Raw genomic sequence first — 16,288 nt, forward strand, 5'->3', positions numbered from 1 at the left:
ACACTGAAAAAGCGGGAATTTCCCGCTTTTTTCATTTATGATGAGCAAACAAAAGACAATGTAGCTTAAGGGTATTACATTGAGACGTGTGGGTTATGATTTTATAAAAAACAAAAATATGTTTTGGCCTGTCACCATGTGTATGGCGGCAGTGTTTTTGACCGTCGCAATTATTAATGTAATTGTCGGTTTAATTGTGGATTATTATGATTCCACTCAGTCTATCTATTGGCATGTCCTTAGCCCATTTTTAGTGGCTGCTGTACTGCTGATTATGTTGGTTTCAGTTCTCTATGATTTTTACACCTTTCGTTTAGGTGGTTATTCACTTGCAAAACAGTTAGGTGCGCGTCGTCTCAGTCTGATAGAAAGTATTCCTGAAGAAAGTGTTGCACTGCGTATGACTGAGCAGCTGGCAGATACCTTTCTAATCGATACTCCTGCACTTTATGTCCTACCCGATGAAGTGGGTGTGAATGCGCTCACCGCTGGTTTTAGCCCTCGAGATACATCGATCATTTTAACTTGGGGCGCCTTACAAACCCTAGATGAGATGGAAATGTATGGTTTGCTGAGCCATGAATTTAATAAAATCTTGTCGGGGGAAGCTGCGGAAAATACCCGTTTGAAAATCTTATATAGCGGGTTGACGACCTTTAGTCAGTGGGGCAGTAAAATTGCAAAACGTGGCTTCTATAAAAATGGACAAGCACGGGACAATAAGTTTGAAACCCTTTTTGTTGCGATTGGCGCGGTCATTTGGTTGATCGGAAGCTTAGGTGTATTGATTTCCCGCTTTATTAAATATATCTCTTTGGGTTCTCGAACCTATCGTAATGATCAGAAAACCAAACGTCTGATTCAAAATGATGCCAATATTCAAACCTTATTAAGGATTTATGTGCATCATTCAGGTTCGCAAATTCATAGTGAATATGCGGAATCGATTTCTCATATGTGTTTTGCAAACTCACTCAGTCCGCAAAACTGGATGAATATTCACCCAAGTATTGAACAGCGTATTTTTGAATTAAATCCGGCGCTCATTCATGACCTGCAACTAGAAAATTTAAAAAAACTGCGAAACCAGCCGCTATTTTATTTATTCCGTTCACTAGAAGAAGCTAGTCCAGATGTTGCAACACCATGGAACTCGCCACAACCATTACCTTTACTGCGCTTGTCACCGATTAGTTTTGCGATACGAGATGCAATTAAACCGTTGAACCCTGAGATTCGTGAAAATTGGCAGCGGCCTGAATTGATCCAACGTGCCTTGCAAACAGCAACGGGTTCGCGTGAAGTGATGGTTGCGATTTTAATGATTCGTCAGTATCGAGAGTTTATTCCGACTGAAGCTGAAGTGAGTCGTGCGATTGTAGATGCATTATTGAATCTTGATGGTCGTGTGCATATCTCAATTTTTCATGAGGCATGTAAAAATATTGGTACAATGCCAGCAACAATTTCACGGCAGTTCTTAACCAAGCTGGCCAAAATTATTCAGGAAGATGGTGAAATTGGTTTGCTCGATGCATTACTACTTGAAACAGTCAAATATGAGTTAAATCTGTTGCCTGCACATACACCTACATCTTTAGAAGATGTAAAACCGAGTATTGTGCGTTTGATTGATGCCTTGTTGCATGTGCAACAAATTAACAGTGATAACCAACTCGAAGTGCGTGAAAAAATCCTCAATCGAATCTTAACGAAAGAAGAACTAGAGTTCTATCGCGATATATCTGATGAGCCAATTGATTTGGCTGAAATCCTAAATGATATTTCTGGGCTGCTGCTGCGTGAGCGTCTAAGCATTCTTGGGGTTGCTGAAATATGTTTATGGAATGATCGAATTATCACGCAAGATGAGTTGGATGTTTTGCAGCTACTATATTGGCGTATTGGATTTGAATCAGCTGAGATAGTTGAACTAATGCAAAAGAAAAATAGTTTAATGATCGTATAATTATTTATAGCGGCTTGATTTATGAATAGATTAAAAGTGTCAATGAAAAGTAATCTGAGCAAGTCTACAGAATCTTTAAAGAAATAGTATGATCTAATTGATTTATAAAAGTTCAGCAAAACAGAGTGAATCCCGTTAGAATATCAAGCCTTGAATAGGTGAAAATGAAAGCATGATTGGGCATCAGCGAAGCATAATGGCGGCAATGGGAATTGATATATGGATTCCTCAGGCAGCACCGTGTCAGCAATTTAGCTCAAATATTTGGCGAGATCAGGCGGCTCCTGAAATTGTCTCTGAAATTCTACTCAAAAATGCGCCTCAGCCAACGCCTGTTTCATCACAGACTGAGCTTAAAAAGAACGTTGATGTTGTTGTAAATCAACCTGTAGAAGCACCTAAAGATGAACCAAAGGTTCTTGAGCCTGTTGAAGTTCGTCCAATTGTTCAAATACCTTCGTTTAACTTAGAAGCCATCTGTTTAATGCACTGTGTTATTGTCATTGATGCCACAGAATTAACGGCAGAGCAGCAAGTTTTGTGGAGCAATATTCAGCGCGCAGTCAGTGCCGATTTCTTTGCTTTACAGTGGCCTTTTGGCTGGGTGAATTTGCAAGATGGTCGTGGTGCAGCATCTTATGTACAGGGTTTTATCGATGCGATGAGCTTGGATAAAAATGTCATTTGCCTAGGCGATATTCCGCATTTAGAGCATGCGAAGGTGTATCCATTGGCATCTTTACAGCAAATGATTGAACAGCCTTTATTGAAAAAACGCCTATGGCAATTTATGCAAAATAAGGCAGGACAAAATACTTAAATTACGTAAATGGAAAATTTATGCAAAAAAAAGTAGTGGTTTTTAGTCAAATAGATCAAGAAATAATTCAACGTTTAGAACAACAATTTAAAGTTTTCCAAATTAGTCCTAAATTGGGCGATGTGAATCAGCAAATTCTTGAGCATTCAAAAGATGCTGATGCCATGATTGGTGCGGGACGTTTGTTGAATGCCTCAAATTTAGCCCATGCATCACAATTAAAAGTCATCTCAAGTGTAAGTGTCGGTTATGACAACTATGATCTAGCATTTTTAAATCAAAAAAATATTTGGTTGAGCCATACTCCGCATGTATTGACGGAAACTACAGCAGATTTAGCATTTACCTTGTTGATGAGTGCAGCACGTAAAGTGCCTGTATTGGATCAATGGACCAAACAAGGGCAGTGGAAGCGTACAGTGGGTCCTGAGCAATTTGGTATGGATGTCTTTGCTAAAACCATCGGAATTATTGGCTTAGGACATATTGGCGCAGCCATTGGGCGTCGTGCTCGCTACGGCTTTAATATGAATGTACTCTATCATAATCGCCGAGAAAAAATTGAATTGGCTGAATCGTTATCAGCGCAATATTGCGATTTGGATGATTTGTTGCAACGTGCTGACTTTGTGGTCGTTGCAGTGGATTTAAATGCAGAATCGAAAGCTTTAATTGGTGAACGTGAGTTGGCCTTGATGCAATCGCATGCGGTATTGGTCAATATTTCACGCGGTTCAGTGATTGATGAAGCCGCTTTAATCGATGCATTAAGTCGTGGTCAAATTTTTGCAGCAGGCTTAGATGTGTATGAGCAAGAGCCACTTCAAGAATCGCCATTATTTACATTAGCCAATGTCGTGACATTACCCCATGTGGGTTCAGCAACAGCGGCAACTCGTAAACGTATGGCGGAATTGGCTTATCAAAATTTAGTGGATGTTTTGGTACATGAACGCGCGCCACGCTATGTGGTCAATCCAAAATTTGAATAAACAATCACAACAGTTTTCTCCATAATTCACCAAAATTCAATGCTATATTCGATGAAGTACGAATATGAAATTTAGAGAATAGACTTTGAAAAAGATTTTACTGGCATGTGGTCTCGGGCTTTGTTCGACATTGGCGCAGACGCAGTCCGTAGATTTTAGTTCATCCCCACAATTTTCTGTGCCTGAAATTGGTAGTGGCGTCGGCTTGTTGGATCAACAAAAAGAACGTGCCATTGGTGAGAAAGTGTATCGTGAGGTGCATCGTCAACTCCCTGTGACTGAAAATCCGTGGATGGAAGATCGTCTTTTATCTGTCTTTACGCATATTTTGAGTCAAACTCAACTCAATCAACCGGTTGGTTTGTTATTAATTAATGATCCACAAATTAATGCTTTTGCTGTACCGGGTGGTTTATTTGCATTAAATGCAGGATTAATTAATTCAGCACGTAACATGGATGAAGTGGCAGGGGTGATGGCGCATGAAATTGCACATGTATCACAACGTCATTACAGTCGTTCACAAGAAGCCTTTAAAGGGCAAGGTTTATTGTCACTAGCTGGTATTTTGGTCGGCGCCTTGGTGGCCTCACAGGCAGATGGTGATGTCGGTGCGGCTGTAATGATGGGCTCACAAGCCGCTTTGATGGATAAACAGCTAACCTATAGCCGAAACCAAGAACGTGAAGCAGACCGTATTGGGATGCAGTATATGTACCGTGCTGGATACAATCCGCAGAGTATGGCTGACTTCTTTGAGGTGATGCATCGCTCTACGAGTCGAGTGAGCTTTCTGCCTGATTTTTGGTTGACGCATCCTTTAACCACGGAGCGTATGAGCGAAGCGCGCTTACGTGCCAATCAGTTGCCTCAAGTTAAAACTAGTTTGGTTGATCAAGATTTTGAAATTCTGCGCTGGTATAGTCGAGTATTGTCAGGTCAGGCGACTGAATTGCAATTAAATGCGATGGTGGCGCAAAAGAATTATGCAGCTGAGTTGGCTTTGGTGAGCTTGCATATTAAGCAAGGTGACTTTAGTGCTGCTCAAAAGTTATTAAATGAAGCAGCAAAACAAAATGCATCGCATGCACTTTTTACGATTTTACAGACCGATGTGCTGTTGGGACAAAACAAAACAGCCGATGCTGTGAACGCTGTGAAAAGTTCGGCAATCATCATGCCTGAAAATCGTGCATTAAATTATAAATATGCAGAGGCTTTGATTCGAAACAAAGAATATGCGCAAGCACAACTGATTCTACAGCGATTTTTACAAGCAAATCCACGTGACTTGAGTGGTTGGCGACTGATGTTACAAATGGCTGATGCAGACAAAGATGCAAGCTTCCGTTCGGTCAATGTGCTGCGATATCGAGCTGAAGTAGAGTATTGGGGCGGGGATGAAGAACGCGCGATTAAATCTTTGCTACAGGCGCAGCGCATCGCCAAAGACTCGAAAAGTCTTTCTGCGAAAATCAAGCAACGTGTAGACGAAATGCAAAATGAACGGAAATTAAAAATATAAAGATTTCAAATGTGATGCACTTATCTATGTCTATTATAAAATGCAAATTGTAGTTTTAGTGGCTTGGATTAATCAGTGTAAACTAGCTGGATGTAAAATGTTTATGATTAAGAACTTACAAATGAAAAATATGATTTTGGCGGCCTGTCTGTTGGGCTTAGCAACGAATATTGCAGCAGCTAGCGCAGAACAATATGTGATCGCTGTGAATGATATTAACGAAAAATATAAAACCGATGTACGCCAATTTTTTAGTCAGTTAGACCCACAGCAACAGGGATTTAAAGCAGACCAGCAAGTGAAATACTGCGGTATTGTTCAGACTTATGTAAATGATCTATATCGTGCTGCAGACGAAAATCGTGCATTTTTAGATCGTGAGTACCGTAATATGAATAAGCAGGATGTGATTCAGCAGGTGATCGCATCAAAAGAGATGCAATTATTAAAAAAATATAATGTGCAATGTGCCCTAAATTAATAATAAATTTATAAGCATTTTAAATCATCACGAGAAACTGAATAAAAATGAAACTCGATGATTTTGGTATGAGTCATGGCAGAATCACGCTTCAGTTGATTCAGCGCCACGATGCAAAAGCACTTTATGAGGCGATTTGTCAAAGTATAGAAACCTTACGAATGTTTCCTGCAAGTTTGGCTTGGTCCTTACAAGAACCTAATTTAGATGCTTCATTGGCATTTTGTGATTCGAGAGTGTTGGCTGCATTCAATCAGGAAAATTTTGTTTATGTGATTCGTGAGCAACAGTCGCATAACTTTTTAGGTGTCATGGATATACATCAAATCAATTGGATGGAAAACCAAGCTGCCGTTGGATTTTGGGGAAATGTTGAATTTAAAGGGCAGGGTTTGATGACAGAAGCTTCACAGTTATTTGTGGATCAATTATTGAATGATCTAGGATTTAAGCAATTAAACGCTTTTGTAGATGTAGAGAACAAGCAAGCACGACGTCTATGTGAACGAGCAAATTTTAAATTGATTGAAATCGATGAAGCGGCAATTCAAAATCCAGTAGATGGAAGTTGGCGAGATATTTGTAAGTATGAAATCGTTAAATAAGAAAGATAATTATAAATGATGAATGAATTTGAATTATTTTTGAATTTGGATAATTTGGCTATTTAAGTCATCAGCGAACTTAAATAGACCAAATCAAACAATATAGATGAAAGATTAAGAGAGTTTCGCTTTAATTTTAGCTGAAACTTGTGCAGGATCGGCACGTCCGGCTATGAGCGGACGTAGAGAGTTCATCACCTTACCCATATCTTTCATGCTAGTAGCTTCTTGCGCAGTAATTGTTTGCGCAATGATGGAATCAAGTTCTTCCTCAGTCATAGCTTCTGGTAGAAATTGAGATAACACCTCAATCTCGGCTTGTTCCTTACTAGCTAAATCATCTCGATTTGCACCTAAAAAGGCTTTAACCGATTCTTTGCGTTGTTTGATTTGCTTTTCAATGACCGCAAGAACTTGCTTATCGTCAAGCTCTATGCGCTCATCGACTTCGATTTGCTTGATTGCTGCCTGTAGACTACGTATTACCGTTAACTTGTCCATTTCTTTAGCACGCATAGCGGCTTTTAAAACTTCAGTTATTTGGTTTTTTAAAGTAGTCATTTATCTTGTCCAGGTTAGTCAATCAATCACAAATTAATCTTAGTAAAGGCGAGTAGTACGTACTGATTCGCGAGCCAATTTCTTTTGGTAGCGTTTAACAGCAGCAGCTTTTTTACGTTTACGTTCTTGAGTTGGTTTTTCGTAGAATTCACGTTTACGAACGTCAGCAAGAACACCCGCTTTTTCGCATGAACGTTTGAAACGACGGATAGCTACGTCTACTGGTTCGCCTTCTTTCAATTTAACTTGTGGCATGAAGAATCCTCATTAAGTTATGGATAAGATCTCGGGTCGAATTACCCTTGATCACAAGTGAAGGTCAGTATTTTACTCATTTACATCTCATATCACAAGTCTATAATAGGTTTCGCAATATTTTGAAATGGGCAAAAGGCAGTTTAATGATCGTTTTAGGCTTGGAAACTTCGTGTGATGAAACAGGACTCGCACTCTACGATAGTGAGCAAGGATTACGCGGACAAGTATTGTATAGCCAAATCAAACTGCATGCAGAATATGGTGGTGTGGTACCTGAATTAGCTTCACGTGACCATGTGCGTAAGTTAATTCCGTTATTAAAACAACTGCTTGAAGAAAGTAAAGTTGATAAATCAGAAATTGATGCCATTGCATATACTCGCGGGCCGGGCTTGATGGGTGCATTAATGACAGGCGCATTGTTTGGTCGTACGTTGGCATTTGCACTGAATAAACCTGCAATTGGTGTACATCATATGGAAGGTCATATGTTGGCGCCGCTGTTGTCTAAAACTCCACCAGAATTTCCATTTGTGGCACTTTTAGTCTCTGGCGGACATACTCAATTGATGGCTGCTTATGGAATTGGTCAATATGAATTATTGGGTGAGTCGATTGATGATGCAGCAGGTGAGGCATTCGATAAAGTCGCTAAAATGATGGGTCTACCATACCCAGGTGGTCCAAATATTTCGAAATTGGCGATCAATGGTGACATCAATGCCTTTGAATTTCCACGTCCAATGCTACACCAAGGTTTAGATTTTTCATTTAGTGGTTTAAAAACTGCCGTTTCAGTTCAATTGAAAAAAGTTGAAGGCGAAGGTCGTGAGGCGGATATCGCTGCATCATTCCAAGAAGCGTTGGTTGATACATTGGTGAAAAAATCAGTGAAGGCCTTAAAACAAACGGGTTTAAAACGTTTAGTTATTGCCGGTGGTGTAAGTGCAAACAAGCGTTTACGTGAGCGCTTAGAAGCTGACTTGGCAAAAATCCGTGCAAATGTGTTTTATGCAGAACCTGCGCTGTGTACAGATAATGGTGCAATGATTGCGTTTGCAGGTTATCAGCGTCTTAAAGCGGGTCAGCATGATGGTTTGTCTGTTACAACTACACCGCGTTGGCCGATGACGGAATTAAGTAATCCAAACGAAGCGTAAAAATCGTTAAAAAAAGAACCGCATTTGCGGTTCTTTTTTTAATCTAAATTTGAAAATAACTGCGCGCTGCTGATTTTTCGCATAAATCCTGCACGTTTTAATGCCAATGTCACCATGTTGGTATTGCAAGATTGAATGCCTTCAAAATTACCAAGATCTTCTGTAATGAGTTTCCATAAATCACTTAAATCATTACATAGGACATGCCAGAAAAATTGTGAATCTCCACTAATGCCAAATAGGCAGCGTGTGTTTTTAAGTTCAGTCAAGGTTTTGGCAATTTGATTTGCTGCATCTGGACGAGCTTTAATCAAGATAATCGCTTCGGACTTATAGCCCATCAAACTGGGTTCTACATCGACACGAATGTTGAAAATGCCTTCTTCCAATAAATCATTCAATAATTTCTGAGTTTTATGTTCACTGAGTTCGATTTGCTCTGCCAAACTTTTAATAGATGAACGCCCATCAATAGACAGAGCATGAATCAGTTTTAACTCTATTTCAGTCAAACTTCTAAAATTGATGTTTTTATCGCTTGTACCTTCTAAAGCTTTGGGTTTGCTGGCCCAAGTAAATGGTTTTAATACGGCTTGGGTTTCTACGGTTTTAATATCCGGAATTTGAGTAACAAAGTCGTGCATCCACACAGAAAGATCGGCGGCCTTTTCTAATCCAATTTCAAGGAAAATATCTGCAAGTCCTGTAGTTAGAAAAACAATGCGCACTTCTGGACGGTTTGCAAAAAATTGCGCAACTTCTTTTTCCTTCCCAAATTTCACACTGATCCAGACATGAACGGTGTAACCCTTATTAGCAACCACAGGATTCAATTCAATTGCAGTTCGTATAACTTGGTCATCTAGCAACTTACCTAGACGTCGAGACAACTTTTTTTCAGGGACATCACTAATCTGGCTCAGTTCTCGCCATGATCCTCTCGGATTGGAGATAAGAGCTTTGATGCATGCAGTATCGATTTCGTCGAAACTAAAAGATTCACTCATGATGATTGACTTGTCTAAAAACTAATTATAATCTAAATTTAAGTCTAGAAAATAAAATACAACCTGTATTTATGTCTAAATATTAAATGAGACGCTTATGGATGAGTCAAAAATGCAAAACTCAATTTCCACACAAGGAAATGTATCACAAAAGAAAGTTATTCTTGCAGGAACTGTAGGAAATGCTATTGAATGGTTCGATTGGACGATTTATGCAACTTTTGCAGTATTTTTCGCGAAACAATTTTTCCCATCAGATGATCCAACTGCATCCTTGCTTGCGACCTTCGCAATTTTTGCTGTAGGTTTTTTCATGCGTCCATTAGGTGGAATCGTATTGGGGATCTTTTCTGACCGCTATGGTCGAAAAGCAGCTTTGGCCGCAACCATCATAATGATGGCAGGTGGTTCTTTGATGATTGGTCTTTCACCAACCTATGAATCAATTGGTATTTTTGCGCCGATTATTTTGGTATTAGCGCGATTACTTCAGGGTTTATCCTTGGGTGGTGAGTTCGCTTCAGCGGCAACTTATCTTTCAGAGATGGCACCAAAAAATAAACGCGGATTCTATTCAAGCTTTATGTTTTTCAGTTCAGCGATTGGTATTTTGATGGCCTCAGGTCTTGCTTGGGCTTTAACAAGTACTTTAACTGAAACGCAAATGAGCGAATACGGATGGCGTATTCCGTTTATTTTGGGTGCGATTGGCGGCTTGGTGGGTATGTGGATTCGTAAATCAGTACCTGATAGCGAAATGACCCATAAAAAAGAATCAGTAAAAAATCCTTTGGTTGTACTGATTAAACGTCATCCGAAAGAAACGCTTCGTATTGTGGGTATTTCTATCTTAACAACATTTGCATTCTATATTTTTGTGGTCTATGTCCCGACCTATGCAATTAAAGTTTTAGGCGCAGAGCCACAAACAGCCTTTGCTGCAAATACTGTTGGCTTAATTATCTTTATGCTGTGTCAGCCTGTATTTGGCTGGCTATCAGACAAAATTGGGCGTAAACCGCAGTTGATCGTGTTTGCTGTGGGATATTTAGTGTTCTTTTATCCAATCATTAAATGGATGGATGGCACGTTTGCATCAATTTTATTGGTCGAGCTTTTCGGCTTGGTTTTATATGCTTTATATACCGCCATTGGCCCAGCTGTCATGTCTGAACAGTTTCCGACAGAAGTTCGTGCAGTTGGCATTGGCGCACCCTACAACTTGATGGTGGCTTTACTCGGCGGCACAACACCGTATGTGCTAACTTGGCTACAAAGTATTGGTAAACAAGATTACTTCTATTTTATGGTATTGGTTGGCTCATTATTAACATTAATCACATTTATGAAAATGCCTGAAACGGCAGGAAAAGGTTTGGAAGATATAAAATGAATATTGTGAATTTATCTGCACTTGAGCTTGGTCGCCAGATTGCCTGCAAAAAGATAACTTCAGTAGAGACAGTTCAATTTTATATTGATCGAAACCAAACATTTAAACATCTAGATTGTATTTCGGAATTATTCGAAATCGAGGCTTTGCAACAGGCACAACATTTAGATGAGTTGCTTCAGCAAGGCACACGATTGAGTCCATTTCATGGTGTGCCAATTTTACTAAAGGATAATCTGGATGTAGCGGGTCATATCACCTATGCAGGTACGGTTTATTTAGATCAAAAAGCGCAAGCGAACTGTAAACTGGTTGATCAATTGCAAGATTTAGGTTTTGTGATTTTAGGTAAAACTAAAATGACCGAGTTGGCTTTTGGTTTGTCTGGTCAAAATCCAATGCAAGGCACACCTAAAAACCCGTGGGCAGAGCAGCAATTTGCACCGGGTGGATCATCTTCAGGTTCAGCGGTTGCTGTGGCTAGTGGTCTTAGTCCTATGGCCTTTGGCGGTGATACAGGTGGTTCGATTCGTACACCAGCAGCATTAAATGGCATATTTGGTTTTAAACCTTCAGCCCATAAAATTGCCGACACGGGTGCAGTACCTTTATCCAAAACTTTAGATACTCTAGGGCCTTTTGCACGATTTGCAGATGATATTAGCGCTTTAGTTAATGTATTGATGGATGTAGATGTTGGAGCGGCATCAAGTCAAAATGTAATTTATGCTTTAGATGAATCTGCATTTCCATATCCGCTTGAGCCTGAGGTATTAACCCTTTGGCGCGAAGGGCTAAAACGCATTGAATCATTGGGAATTGAAATTAAAAACTGGCAACCACCTGCACATTTCGATTTTCATAATTTATCGGACCGGACGTCTGACATTATTGCTTATGAAAGTTATTTATATCATGGCGATACAGCTGAAAATGCTGAAACACAGATGTGGGAATTAGTTCGTCAGCGTGTGCTACGCGGTAAGAGTATTTCACAGGAAAAATACGAGTCATTGATTGCAGAGCGAACTGAGTTTCAGCAGACATTTAAAGCTTCTTTAAATGGTCAATGTTTGCTGTTTCCAGTGAGCCCATTCCTTGCAGCTGTGTCAAGCTCAACGGATACCGAGTTTAGTCATGTGGGTGAATACACGCGTCCATTTAACTATTTAGATGCACCAAGTTATGCTTTTCCAATGACTCAAAGTGAAAGTGGACTGCCGATGGGTATTCAGTTGGTTTCATATCAAGCTAATGATGTTAATGTGGTAAACACAGTGCAGAAAATTGCCAATGGTTTAGGTATTCGTTCTGTCCTTCCACCTATTTGTCAGAATTAGAGAATCATTTGTCATATTCAATAATAAAGAACCGCTATAGCGGTTCTTTTTTTATTTAGTTTTTTGGCTCTAGGCTTGTTTAAGTTGTTCTGACCCAATCCAATGCTTTGAAAATTGATAAGCAGCACGCCCTGAACGTTGCCCACGACCTTGACACCAACGTAGTGCCTCAGCACGCGCTTCATCTGTCCATGGCATCTCGGCTTTAGCCAAATAATGTTCAACGATTTCTAAATATAAATTTTGATCCATTGGGTAAAACGACAGCCACATCCCAAAGCGGTCAGAAAGAGATATTTTTTCTTCAATCGCTTCTTGTGGATGTAATTCTGTATATTGAGGAACATCTACCTTGGTTACAGGTGTATTTTCATGCATGAATTCAGGCAATAAATGACGACGGTTACTGGTAGCATAAATAATAAAATTACTCGAACCTGATTGTAATGAACCATCTAAAACACTTTTTAAACTGCGATAGTTTTCATCTTCAGCATTGAATGCCAAATCATCACAATACACGATAAATTTTTCAGGGCGATGTTCAATCAACTTTTGGATTTCTGGCAAATCAGATAAATCATCACGCTCAATTTCAATTAAACGTAAACCTTGGTCTGCATAATGGGTGAGCAGAGCACGGACGATGGATGATTTACCTGTACCACGAGAGCCAGTGAGTAAAACATCATTGGCAGGTAAGCCATTTAAAAACTGTAAAGTGTTTTGAATCACTTTTTCTTTTTGACGTTCAATTCCTTTTAAGTCTTCTAAATACATGACTTTGGGCTGTTTAATGGCCTTAAGCTGCTTATCTTGCCATTTGAAAGCGATACTCGAAAAATCGGGTGCTTGTTTAAGCTCAGGCAAACTGTGCTGTAGTTGTAAGAGTACAGTAGATAGCGATTGAAGGATGTTGTCAGGTAAATCAATTGTAGCCATGATAAGTCAGCTTGTCGTGTCTTGTTGTTGGTTGGTATATGACAGCAGTGTACATCAATAATGCAGTTATAATCGCTGAAATATGTCAAAGTTAAATGATTGTTCTAGGAGATCAGCGCTATTCGAATAACCAAAAAGTTGTTATAAATCTAGCTGAGTGAACAGTTTAAAGTGTGCTGAGGGATAGTCATGTTGTTTACAGGGTTTTCAAAAAGTATTAATCCACATCAGGCATATCGGATAAAAAAATTAAAGCGTCAGCTCGACCGTGCTGAATGTTATGAAGAATGGAAAGATATCGCACTTAAAATAGATGAAGAATCGGGTGCGCAAGAATGGAAATTCGATAATAGTTCACCGTATTTTGATGCAGAAATTATTACTCATCGTTTAGGGTTACTGAGACGATATCGTGCTCAGAAACGTACTCGAGATTTGATGTACATTTTAAGTGAAGGTTTAACTTATGATGTTGGCAATATTGCTCATCCTTTACTGTTTACAGAAGCCTACGTCGGCACCAAAAAAATTATTGAAGACTATGTTGATGAGGTGAGTAAAAGTTTGGCATTTATCGCATCTGAAGAATGCGTTTGTCTTGATGCTGCACAAAAAATTGAATTCTTTGAACAAAGCCAAAAAGCCTATGGTCAACCTGTTTTGATGTTTTCAGGCGGTTCAACTTTAGGTTTGTTTCATACCGGTGTGTGTAAAGCACTAATGGAACAAGATTTGATGCCAAAAGTTCTGTCTGGTTCCAGTGCTGGCGCAATTATGACCGGGATGTTGGGTGTATCTAAACCGTCAGAGTTTACCAATTTATTAAACGGACAAAATTTCTTTAGTGAGGCATTTCACTTTCGTAAATTGACTGAGTTAGTGCAGGGTAATGGCGGTTTGGCAGATGTAAAATATCTGAAAAAGTTTTTGGTTGAAAACTTAGGTGGCTTAACTTTTGCCGAAGCATATAAGCAATCAGGTCTGCATATCAATGTGGCAGTTGCGCCTTATGATGCATCACAAGATGCACGAATTATGAATGCGTATACATCACCCGATTTGTTGGTGTGGAGTGCGGTGCTGGCATCATGTGCAGTGCCTATTCTATTTCCACCGGTACGACTGACCAGTAAGCGTTATGACGGGCAATTTACGCCATATATGTCGGCAACGCGTTGGGTGGATGGCAGTGTGCGCAGTGATTTCCCACAGGAGAAAATGGCGCGTTTGTATAATATTAATTACAGTATCGCTAGTCAGGTCAATCCGCATATTGTGCCGTTTATGCAGGATGATGCTTCACGCTTTCGTAAAAGCATGTTGAGTTGGCCTGAGCGGATTGTTCGTCGTCAAGGTAAGGTGATTAGTAAAGGGGTGATGGATTTTGCCCGTGAGCGTGCAGGAAGTATCCCACCTGTAAGACGTTTGCTTGATCATGGTTATGGCGTGGTGGATCAGCGTTACTATGGTGATGTCAATATTGTGGGGAAATATGGCTTAAGACACTATAGTTATATGTTGCAAAATCCTCGACCTTATCTGTTTAAAGTATTGCAGCGTGAAGGTGAAAGAGCCACTTGGCCGAAGATTTCATTAATCGAAACGCAAGCCCGCATTGGTAAGACCATTCAGCATTGTTTGGAATTATTAAATTATCAAAATGAACCCAGTCAACGACATGCAGAATTTATTGCGGTTTAAATCTACAGATTTAGCGCAAACCATTTGCGAGCCAAAAACCAAAACCAAAAGTTTGGTTTTTGGCCGTCGTCTATATCAATTTCAATTCAATCAACAACGTTATTGGCTCAAGGCGCAAGTCAGTGACAGCAGCCCTGAACATGTAGCTAGTTTTGGTCGAGAAATTGAGCTGTACCAGCTATTCAATCAAGCGTCTACACAAAACAGTATCACGCTACCTTTTCAAGTGATAAAAGAGACGCATCTCAGTGTTCAGCAAGAGCCTATTGATCGCCTATTAATACTGCCCAATGCTGAGCCTTGGTTCTTACAGCCTGTATCGAATTTGAGCATTGAGCAGGTGAGGCAAGTGCTATGGCAAGCAATCGATGTGGTTGAGCGATTAAGCTTGCACGGTTGGATACATGCAGATTTAAAACAAGAGCATTTTGTGAATTGGCAAGGGCAGTGCAGACTCATCGACTTTGAGCAAGCGCTCCCGTTGGCTGTTGACCAGCAAAATGCCTTAACTGCGACACCACGTTATATGGCTCCAGAACTTTTCCATGGACAAGCAAAATCTTTGCACAGTGATATCTATGCGCTGGGGATTATTTTCTTGGAATGGCTGACATCACAGCGTTTAGAGGCGAAAAACTATGAAGATTGGGCCTACTTACATTGCCAACGCTTAAAGCTTGATCTGCCGATGCAATATCAAGGGTTTAATCAGCTATTGCAACACATGTTGATGAAGCAAAAAAATGACAGATTGGTGGATTTTTATCGCTTAAAAAGCGACTTAGTTGCTGAATTTGCTTAAGAAAAATACAAAAAAGGCACTATTGTTTTTTATTTAAACAAACAAGATGCTTTTTTATAAAAAAGGCTTGTCATGTAGGGGTGATCTCTATAATATACACAGCCATCGGGGACGTGGCGAAATTGGTAGACGCACTGGATTTAGGTTCCAGCGCCGCGAGGTGTGAGAGTTCGAGTCTCTCCGTCCCCACCACTGAATTACTAAACATGAGTTTGGTAATGAAGGTCACAGAGGATTGGTGTAATGGTAGCATGACGGTCTCCAAAACCGTTCGTCAAGGTTCGAATCCTTGATCCTCTGCCAAGTTTTAAAAAAAGTCTGACATTGTCAGCAACCCTGTTGGGGACGTGGCGAAATTGGTAGACGCACTGGATTTAGGTTCCAGCGCCGCGAGGTGTGAGAGTTCGAGTCTCTCCGTCCCCACCACTTAATTTATTAAGTTGCCAAATAAACAGGTTTTTAAAACAAATTAAAGTCTGACATTGTCAGCACCCGAGTTGGGGACGTGGCGAAATTGGTAGACGCACTGGATTTAGGTTCCAGCGCCGCGAGGTGTGAGAGTTCGAGTCTCTCCGTCCCCACCATTAGATTAAGCAAGGTTTTATACCTTGCTTTTTTGTTTTTGAAATTCGAAAAAATCAGTGTCTCAAACGTGGTTTTTTTGAAAACATAATCTAATGAAAAAAATCTAATGAAAGATGATGAACGAAGAGATACAGCAAGATGTCTAAT

Annotated in this window: 15 protein-coding genes and 4 tRNA genes; 15 read left to right on the forward strand and 4 right to left on the reverse strand. The window is 40.0% G+C overall.

The window, feature by feature from the left end; translation table 11 throughout:
* Positions 1-79: 79 nt before the first annotated feature.
* The 6 genes from FTU34_RS03405 to FTU34_RS03430 all read left to right on the forward strand — a co-directional run bounded on the left by FTU34_RS03405 (position 80) and on the right by FTU34_RS03430 (position 6,392).
* Complete coding sequence (locus FTU34_RS03405) at positions 80-1,969, forward strand: M48 family metalloprotease (RefSeq protein ID WP_180007308.1); 1,890 nt, start codon at positions 80-82, stop codon at positions 1,967-1,969.
* A gap of 172 nt (positions 1,970-2,141) precedes the next feature.
* On the forward strand, positions 2,142-2,789 hold the full coding sequence (locus tag FTU34_RS03410) for a hypothetical protein (protein ID WP_180034722.1): 648 nt from the start codon (positions 2,142-2,144) through the stop codon (positions 2,787-2,789).
* 20 nt (positions 2,790-2,809) lie between these two features.
* Entirely contained in the window at positions 2,810-3,781 is a 972-nt protein-coding gene (locus FTU34_RS03415; protein ID WP_180034723.1) for a D-glycerate dehydrogenase, read from the forward strand.
* 85 nt (positions 3,782-3,866) lie between these two features.
* Complete coding sequence (locus FTU34_RS03420) at positions 3,867-5,306, forward strand: M48 family metalloprotease (RefSeq protein WP_078188859.1); 1,440 nt, start codon at positions 3,867-3,869, stop codon at positions 5,304-5,306.
* Between the two features lie 121 nt (positions 5,307-5,427).
* Positions 5,428-5,787 carry a hypothetical protein gene (locus FTU34_RS03425; RefSeq protein WP_111885700.1) on the forward strand — a complete coding sequence of 120 codons (360 nt, stop codon included), beginning with the start codon at positions 5,428-5,430 and terminating at the stop codon, positions 5,785-5,787.
* 47 nt (positions 5,788-5,834) lie between these two features.
* Positions 5,835-6,392 carry a GNAT family N-acetyltransferase gene (locus FTU34_RS03430; protein WP_180034724.1) on the forward strand — a complete coding sequence of 186 codons (558 nt, stop codon included), beginning with the start codon at positions 5,835-5,837 and terminating at the stop codon, positions 6,390-6,392.
* A gap of 114 nt (positions 6,393-6,506) precedes the next feature.
* Here FTU34_RS03430 and FTU34_RS03435 read toward each other — a convergent pair whose 3' ends face one another.
* Both FTU34_RS03435 and rpsU read right to left on the reverse strand, forming a co-directional pair.
* Complete coding sequence (locus FTU34_RS03435) at positions 6,507-6,953, reverse strand: GatB/YqeY domain-containing protein (RefSeq protein ID WP_078193617.1); 447 nt, start codon at positions 6,951-6,953, stop codon at positions 6,507-6,509.
* A 39-nt stretch (positions 6,954-6,992) separates the two neighbouring features.
* Complete coding sequence (gene rpsU, locus FTU34_RS03440; protein ID WP_001136722.1) at positions 6,993-7,208, reverse strand: 30S ribosomal protein S21; 216 nt, start codon at positions 7,206-7,208, stop codon at positions 6,993-6,995.
* A gap of 146 nt (positions 7,209-7,354) precedes the next feature.
* On the opposite strand from rpsU, the gene tsaD reads away from it, so the two are divergent.
* Complete coding sequence (gene tsaD, locus FTU34_RS03445; protein WP_078193616.1) at positions 7,355-8,371, forward strand: tRNA (adenosine(37)-N6)-threonylcarbamoyltransferase complex transferase subunit TsaD; 1,017 nt, start codon at positions 7,355-7,357, stop codon at positions 8,369-8,371.
* 38 nt (positions 8,372-8,409) lie between these two features.
* Here the strand turns inward: tsaD and FTU34_RS03450 are convergent, their stop codons facing one another.
* Positions 8,410-9,378, reverse strand: coding sequence for an Lrp/AsnC family transcriptional regulator (locus FTU34_RS03450; protein WP_180034725.1), 969 nt, complete (start codon positions 9,376-9,378; stop codon positions 8,410-8,412).
* A gap of 112 nt (positions 9,379-9,490) precedes the next feature.
* Here FTU34_RS03450 and FTU34_RS03455 point away from each other — a divergent pair, with 112 nt between their 5' ends.
* Positions 9,491-10,771, forward strand: coding sequence for an MFS transporter (locus tag FTU34_RS03455; RefSeq protein WP_257226208.1), 1,281 nt, complete (start codon positions 9,491-9,493; stop codon positions 10,769-10,771).
* Positions 10,768-12,111, forward strand: coding sequence for an amidase (locus tag FTU34_RS03460; RefSeq protein ID WP_180034727.1), 1,344 nt, complete (start codon positions 10,768-10,770; stop codon positions 12,109-12,111). Before FTU34_RS03455 ends, FTU34_RS03460 begins: the two co-directional genes overlap by 4 nt.
* 69 nt (positions 12,112-12,180) lie before the next feature.
* On the opposite strand, the gene FTU34_RS03465 is transcribed toward FTU34_RS03460, so the two are convergent.
* Positions 12,181-13,053: an ATP-binding protein gene (locus tag FTU34_RS03465; RefSeq protein WP_180034728.1), complete on the reverse strand. Its 873-nt coding sequence runs from the start codon at positions 13,051-13,053 to the stop codon at positions 12,181-12,183.
* A 189-nt stretch (positions 13,054-13,242) separates the two neighbouring features.
* On the opposite strand from FTU34_RS03465, the gene FTU34_RS03470 reads away from it, so the two are divergent.
* From FTU34_RS03470 to FTU34_RS03495, 6 genes are all read left to right on the forward strand, one after another.
* Positions 13,243-14,754 (forward strand): DUF3336 domain-containing protein, encoded by a 1,512-nt coding sequence (locus FTU34_RS03470; RefSeq protein WP_180034729.1) that lies wholly within the window; start codon positions 13,243-13,245, stop codon positions 14,752-14,754.
* Positions 14,732-15,556 (forward strand): protein kinase, encoded by an 825-nt coding sequence (locus FTU34_RS03475; RefSeq protein ID WP_180034730.1) that lies wholly within the window; start codon positions 14,732-14,734, stop codon positions 15,554-15,556. The genes FTU34_RS03470 and FTU34_RS03475 overlap by 23 nt, the downstream gene beginning before the upstream one ends.
* Positions 15,557-15,663: 107 nt before the next feature.
* A tRNA-Leu gene (locus FTU34_RS03480) sits at positions 15,664-15,748 on the forward strand.
* A 37-nt stretch (positions 15,749-15,785) separates the two neighbouring features.
* A tRNA-Trp gene (locus FTU34_RS03485) sits at positions 15,786-15,859 on the forward strand.
* A gap of 38 nt (positions 15,860-15,897) precedes the next feature.
* Positions 15,898-15,982: transfer RNA gene (locus FTU34_RS03490), tRNA-Leu, on the forward strand.
* 73 nt (positions 15,983-16,055) lie between these two features.
* Positions 16,056-16,140, forward strand: a tRNA-Leu gene (locus tag FTU34_RS03495).
* The last annotated feature ends 148 nt before the right edge of the window (positions 16,141-16,288 follow it).

It is taken from the genome of Acinetobacter sp. YH12094 (assembly GCF_013419295.1).
Taxonomy (GTDB): domain Bacteria; phylum Pseudomonadota; class Gammaproteobacteria; order Pseudomonadales; family Moraxellaceae; genus Acinetobacter; species Acinetobacter amyesii.

Coding starts and splice junctions, on each gene's coding strand:
- FTU34_RS03410 (WP_180034722.1), top strand. CDS start 2,142: ATGATTGGGCATCAGCGAAGCATAATGGCGGCAATGGGAATTGATATA.
- FTU34_RS03415 (WP_180034723.1), top strand. CDS start 2,810: ATGCAAAAAAAAGTAGTGGTTTTTAGTCAAATAGATCAAGAAATAATT.
- FTU34_RS03425 (WP_111885700.1), top strand. CDS start 5,428: ATGAAAAATATGATTTTGGCGGCCTGTCTGTTGGGCTTAGCAACGAAT.
- FTU34_RS03430 (WP_180034724.1), top strand. CDS start 5,835: ATGAAACTCGATGATTTTGGTATGAGTCATGGCAGAATCACGCTTCAG.
- FTU34_RS03435 (WP_078193617.1), bottom strand. CDS start 6,953: ATGACTACTTTAAAAAACCAAATAACTGAAGTTTTAAAAGCCGCTATG.
- rpsU (WP_001136722.1), bottom strand. CDS start 7,208: ATGCCACAAGTTAAATTGAAAGAAGGCGAACCAGTAGACGTAGCTATC.
- tsaD (WP_078193616.1), top strand. CDS start 7,355: ATGATCGTTTTAGGCTTGGAAACTTCGTGTGATGAAACAGGACTCGCA.
- FTU34_RS03450 (WP_180034725.1), bottom strand. CDS start 9,378: ATGAGTGAATCTTTTAGTTTCGACGAAATCGATACTGCATGCATCAAA.
- FTU34_RS03455 (WP_257226208.1), top strand. CDS start 9,491: ATGCAAAACTCAATTTCCACACAAGGAAATGTATCACAAAAGAAAGTT.
- FTU34_RS03460 (WP_180034727.1), top strand. CDS start 10,768: ATGAATATTGTGAATTTATCTGCACTTGAGCTTGGTCGCCAGATTGCC.
- FTU34_RS03465 (WP_180034728.1), bottom strand. CDS start 13,053: ATGGCTACAATTGATTTACCTGACAACATCCTTCAATCGCTATCTACT.
- FTU34_RS03470 (WP_180034729.1), top strand. CDS start 13,243: ATGTTGTTTACAGGGTTTTCAAAAAGTATTAATCCACATCAGGCATAT.
- FTU34_RS03475 (WP_180034730.1), top strand. CDS start 14,732: ATGCAGAATTTATTGCGGTTTAAATCTACAGATTTAGCGCAAACCATT.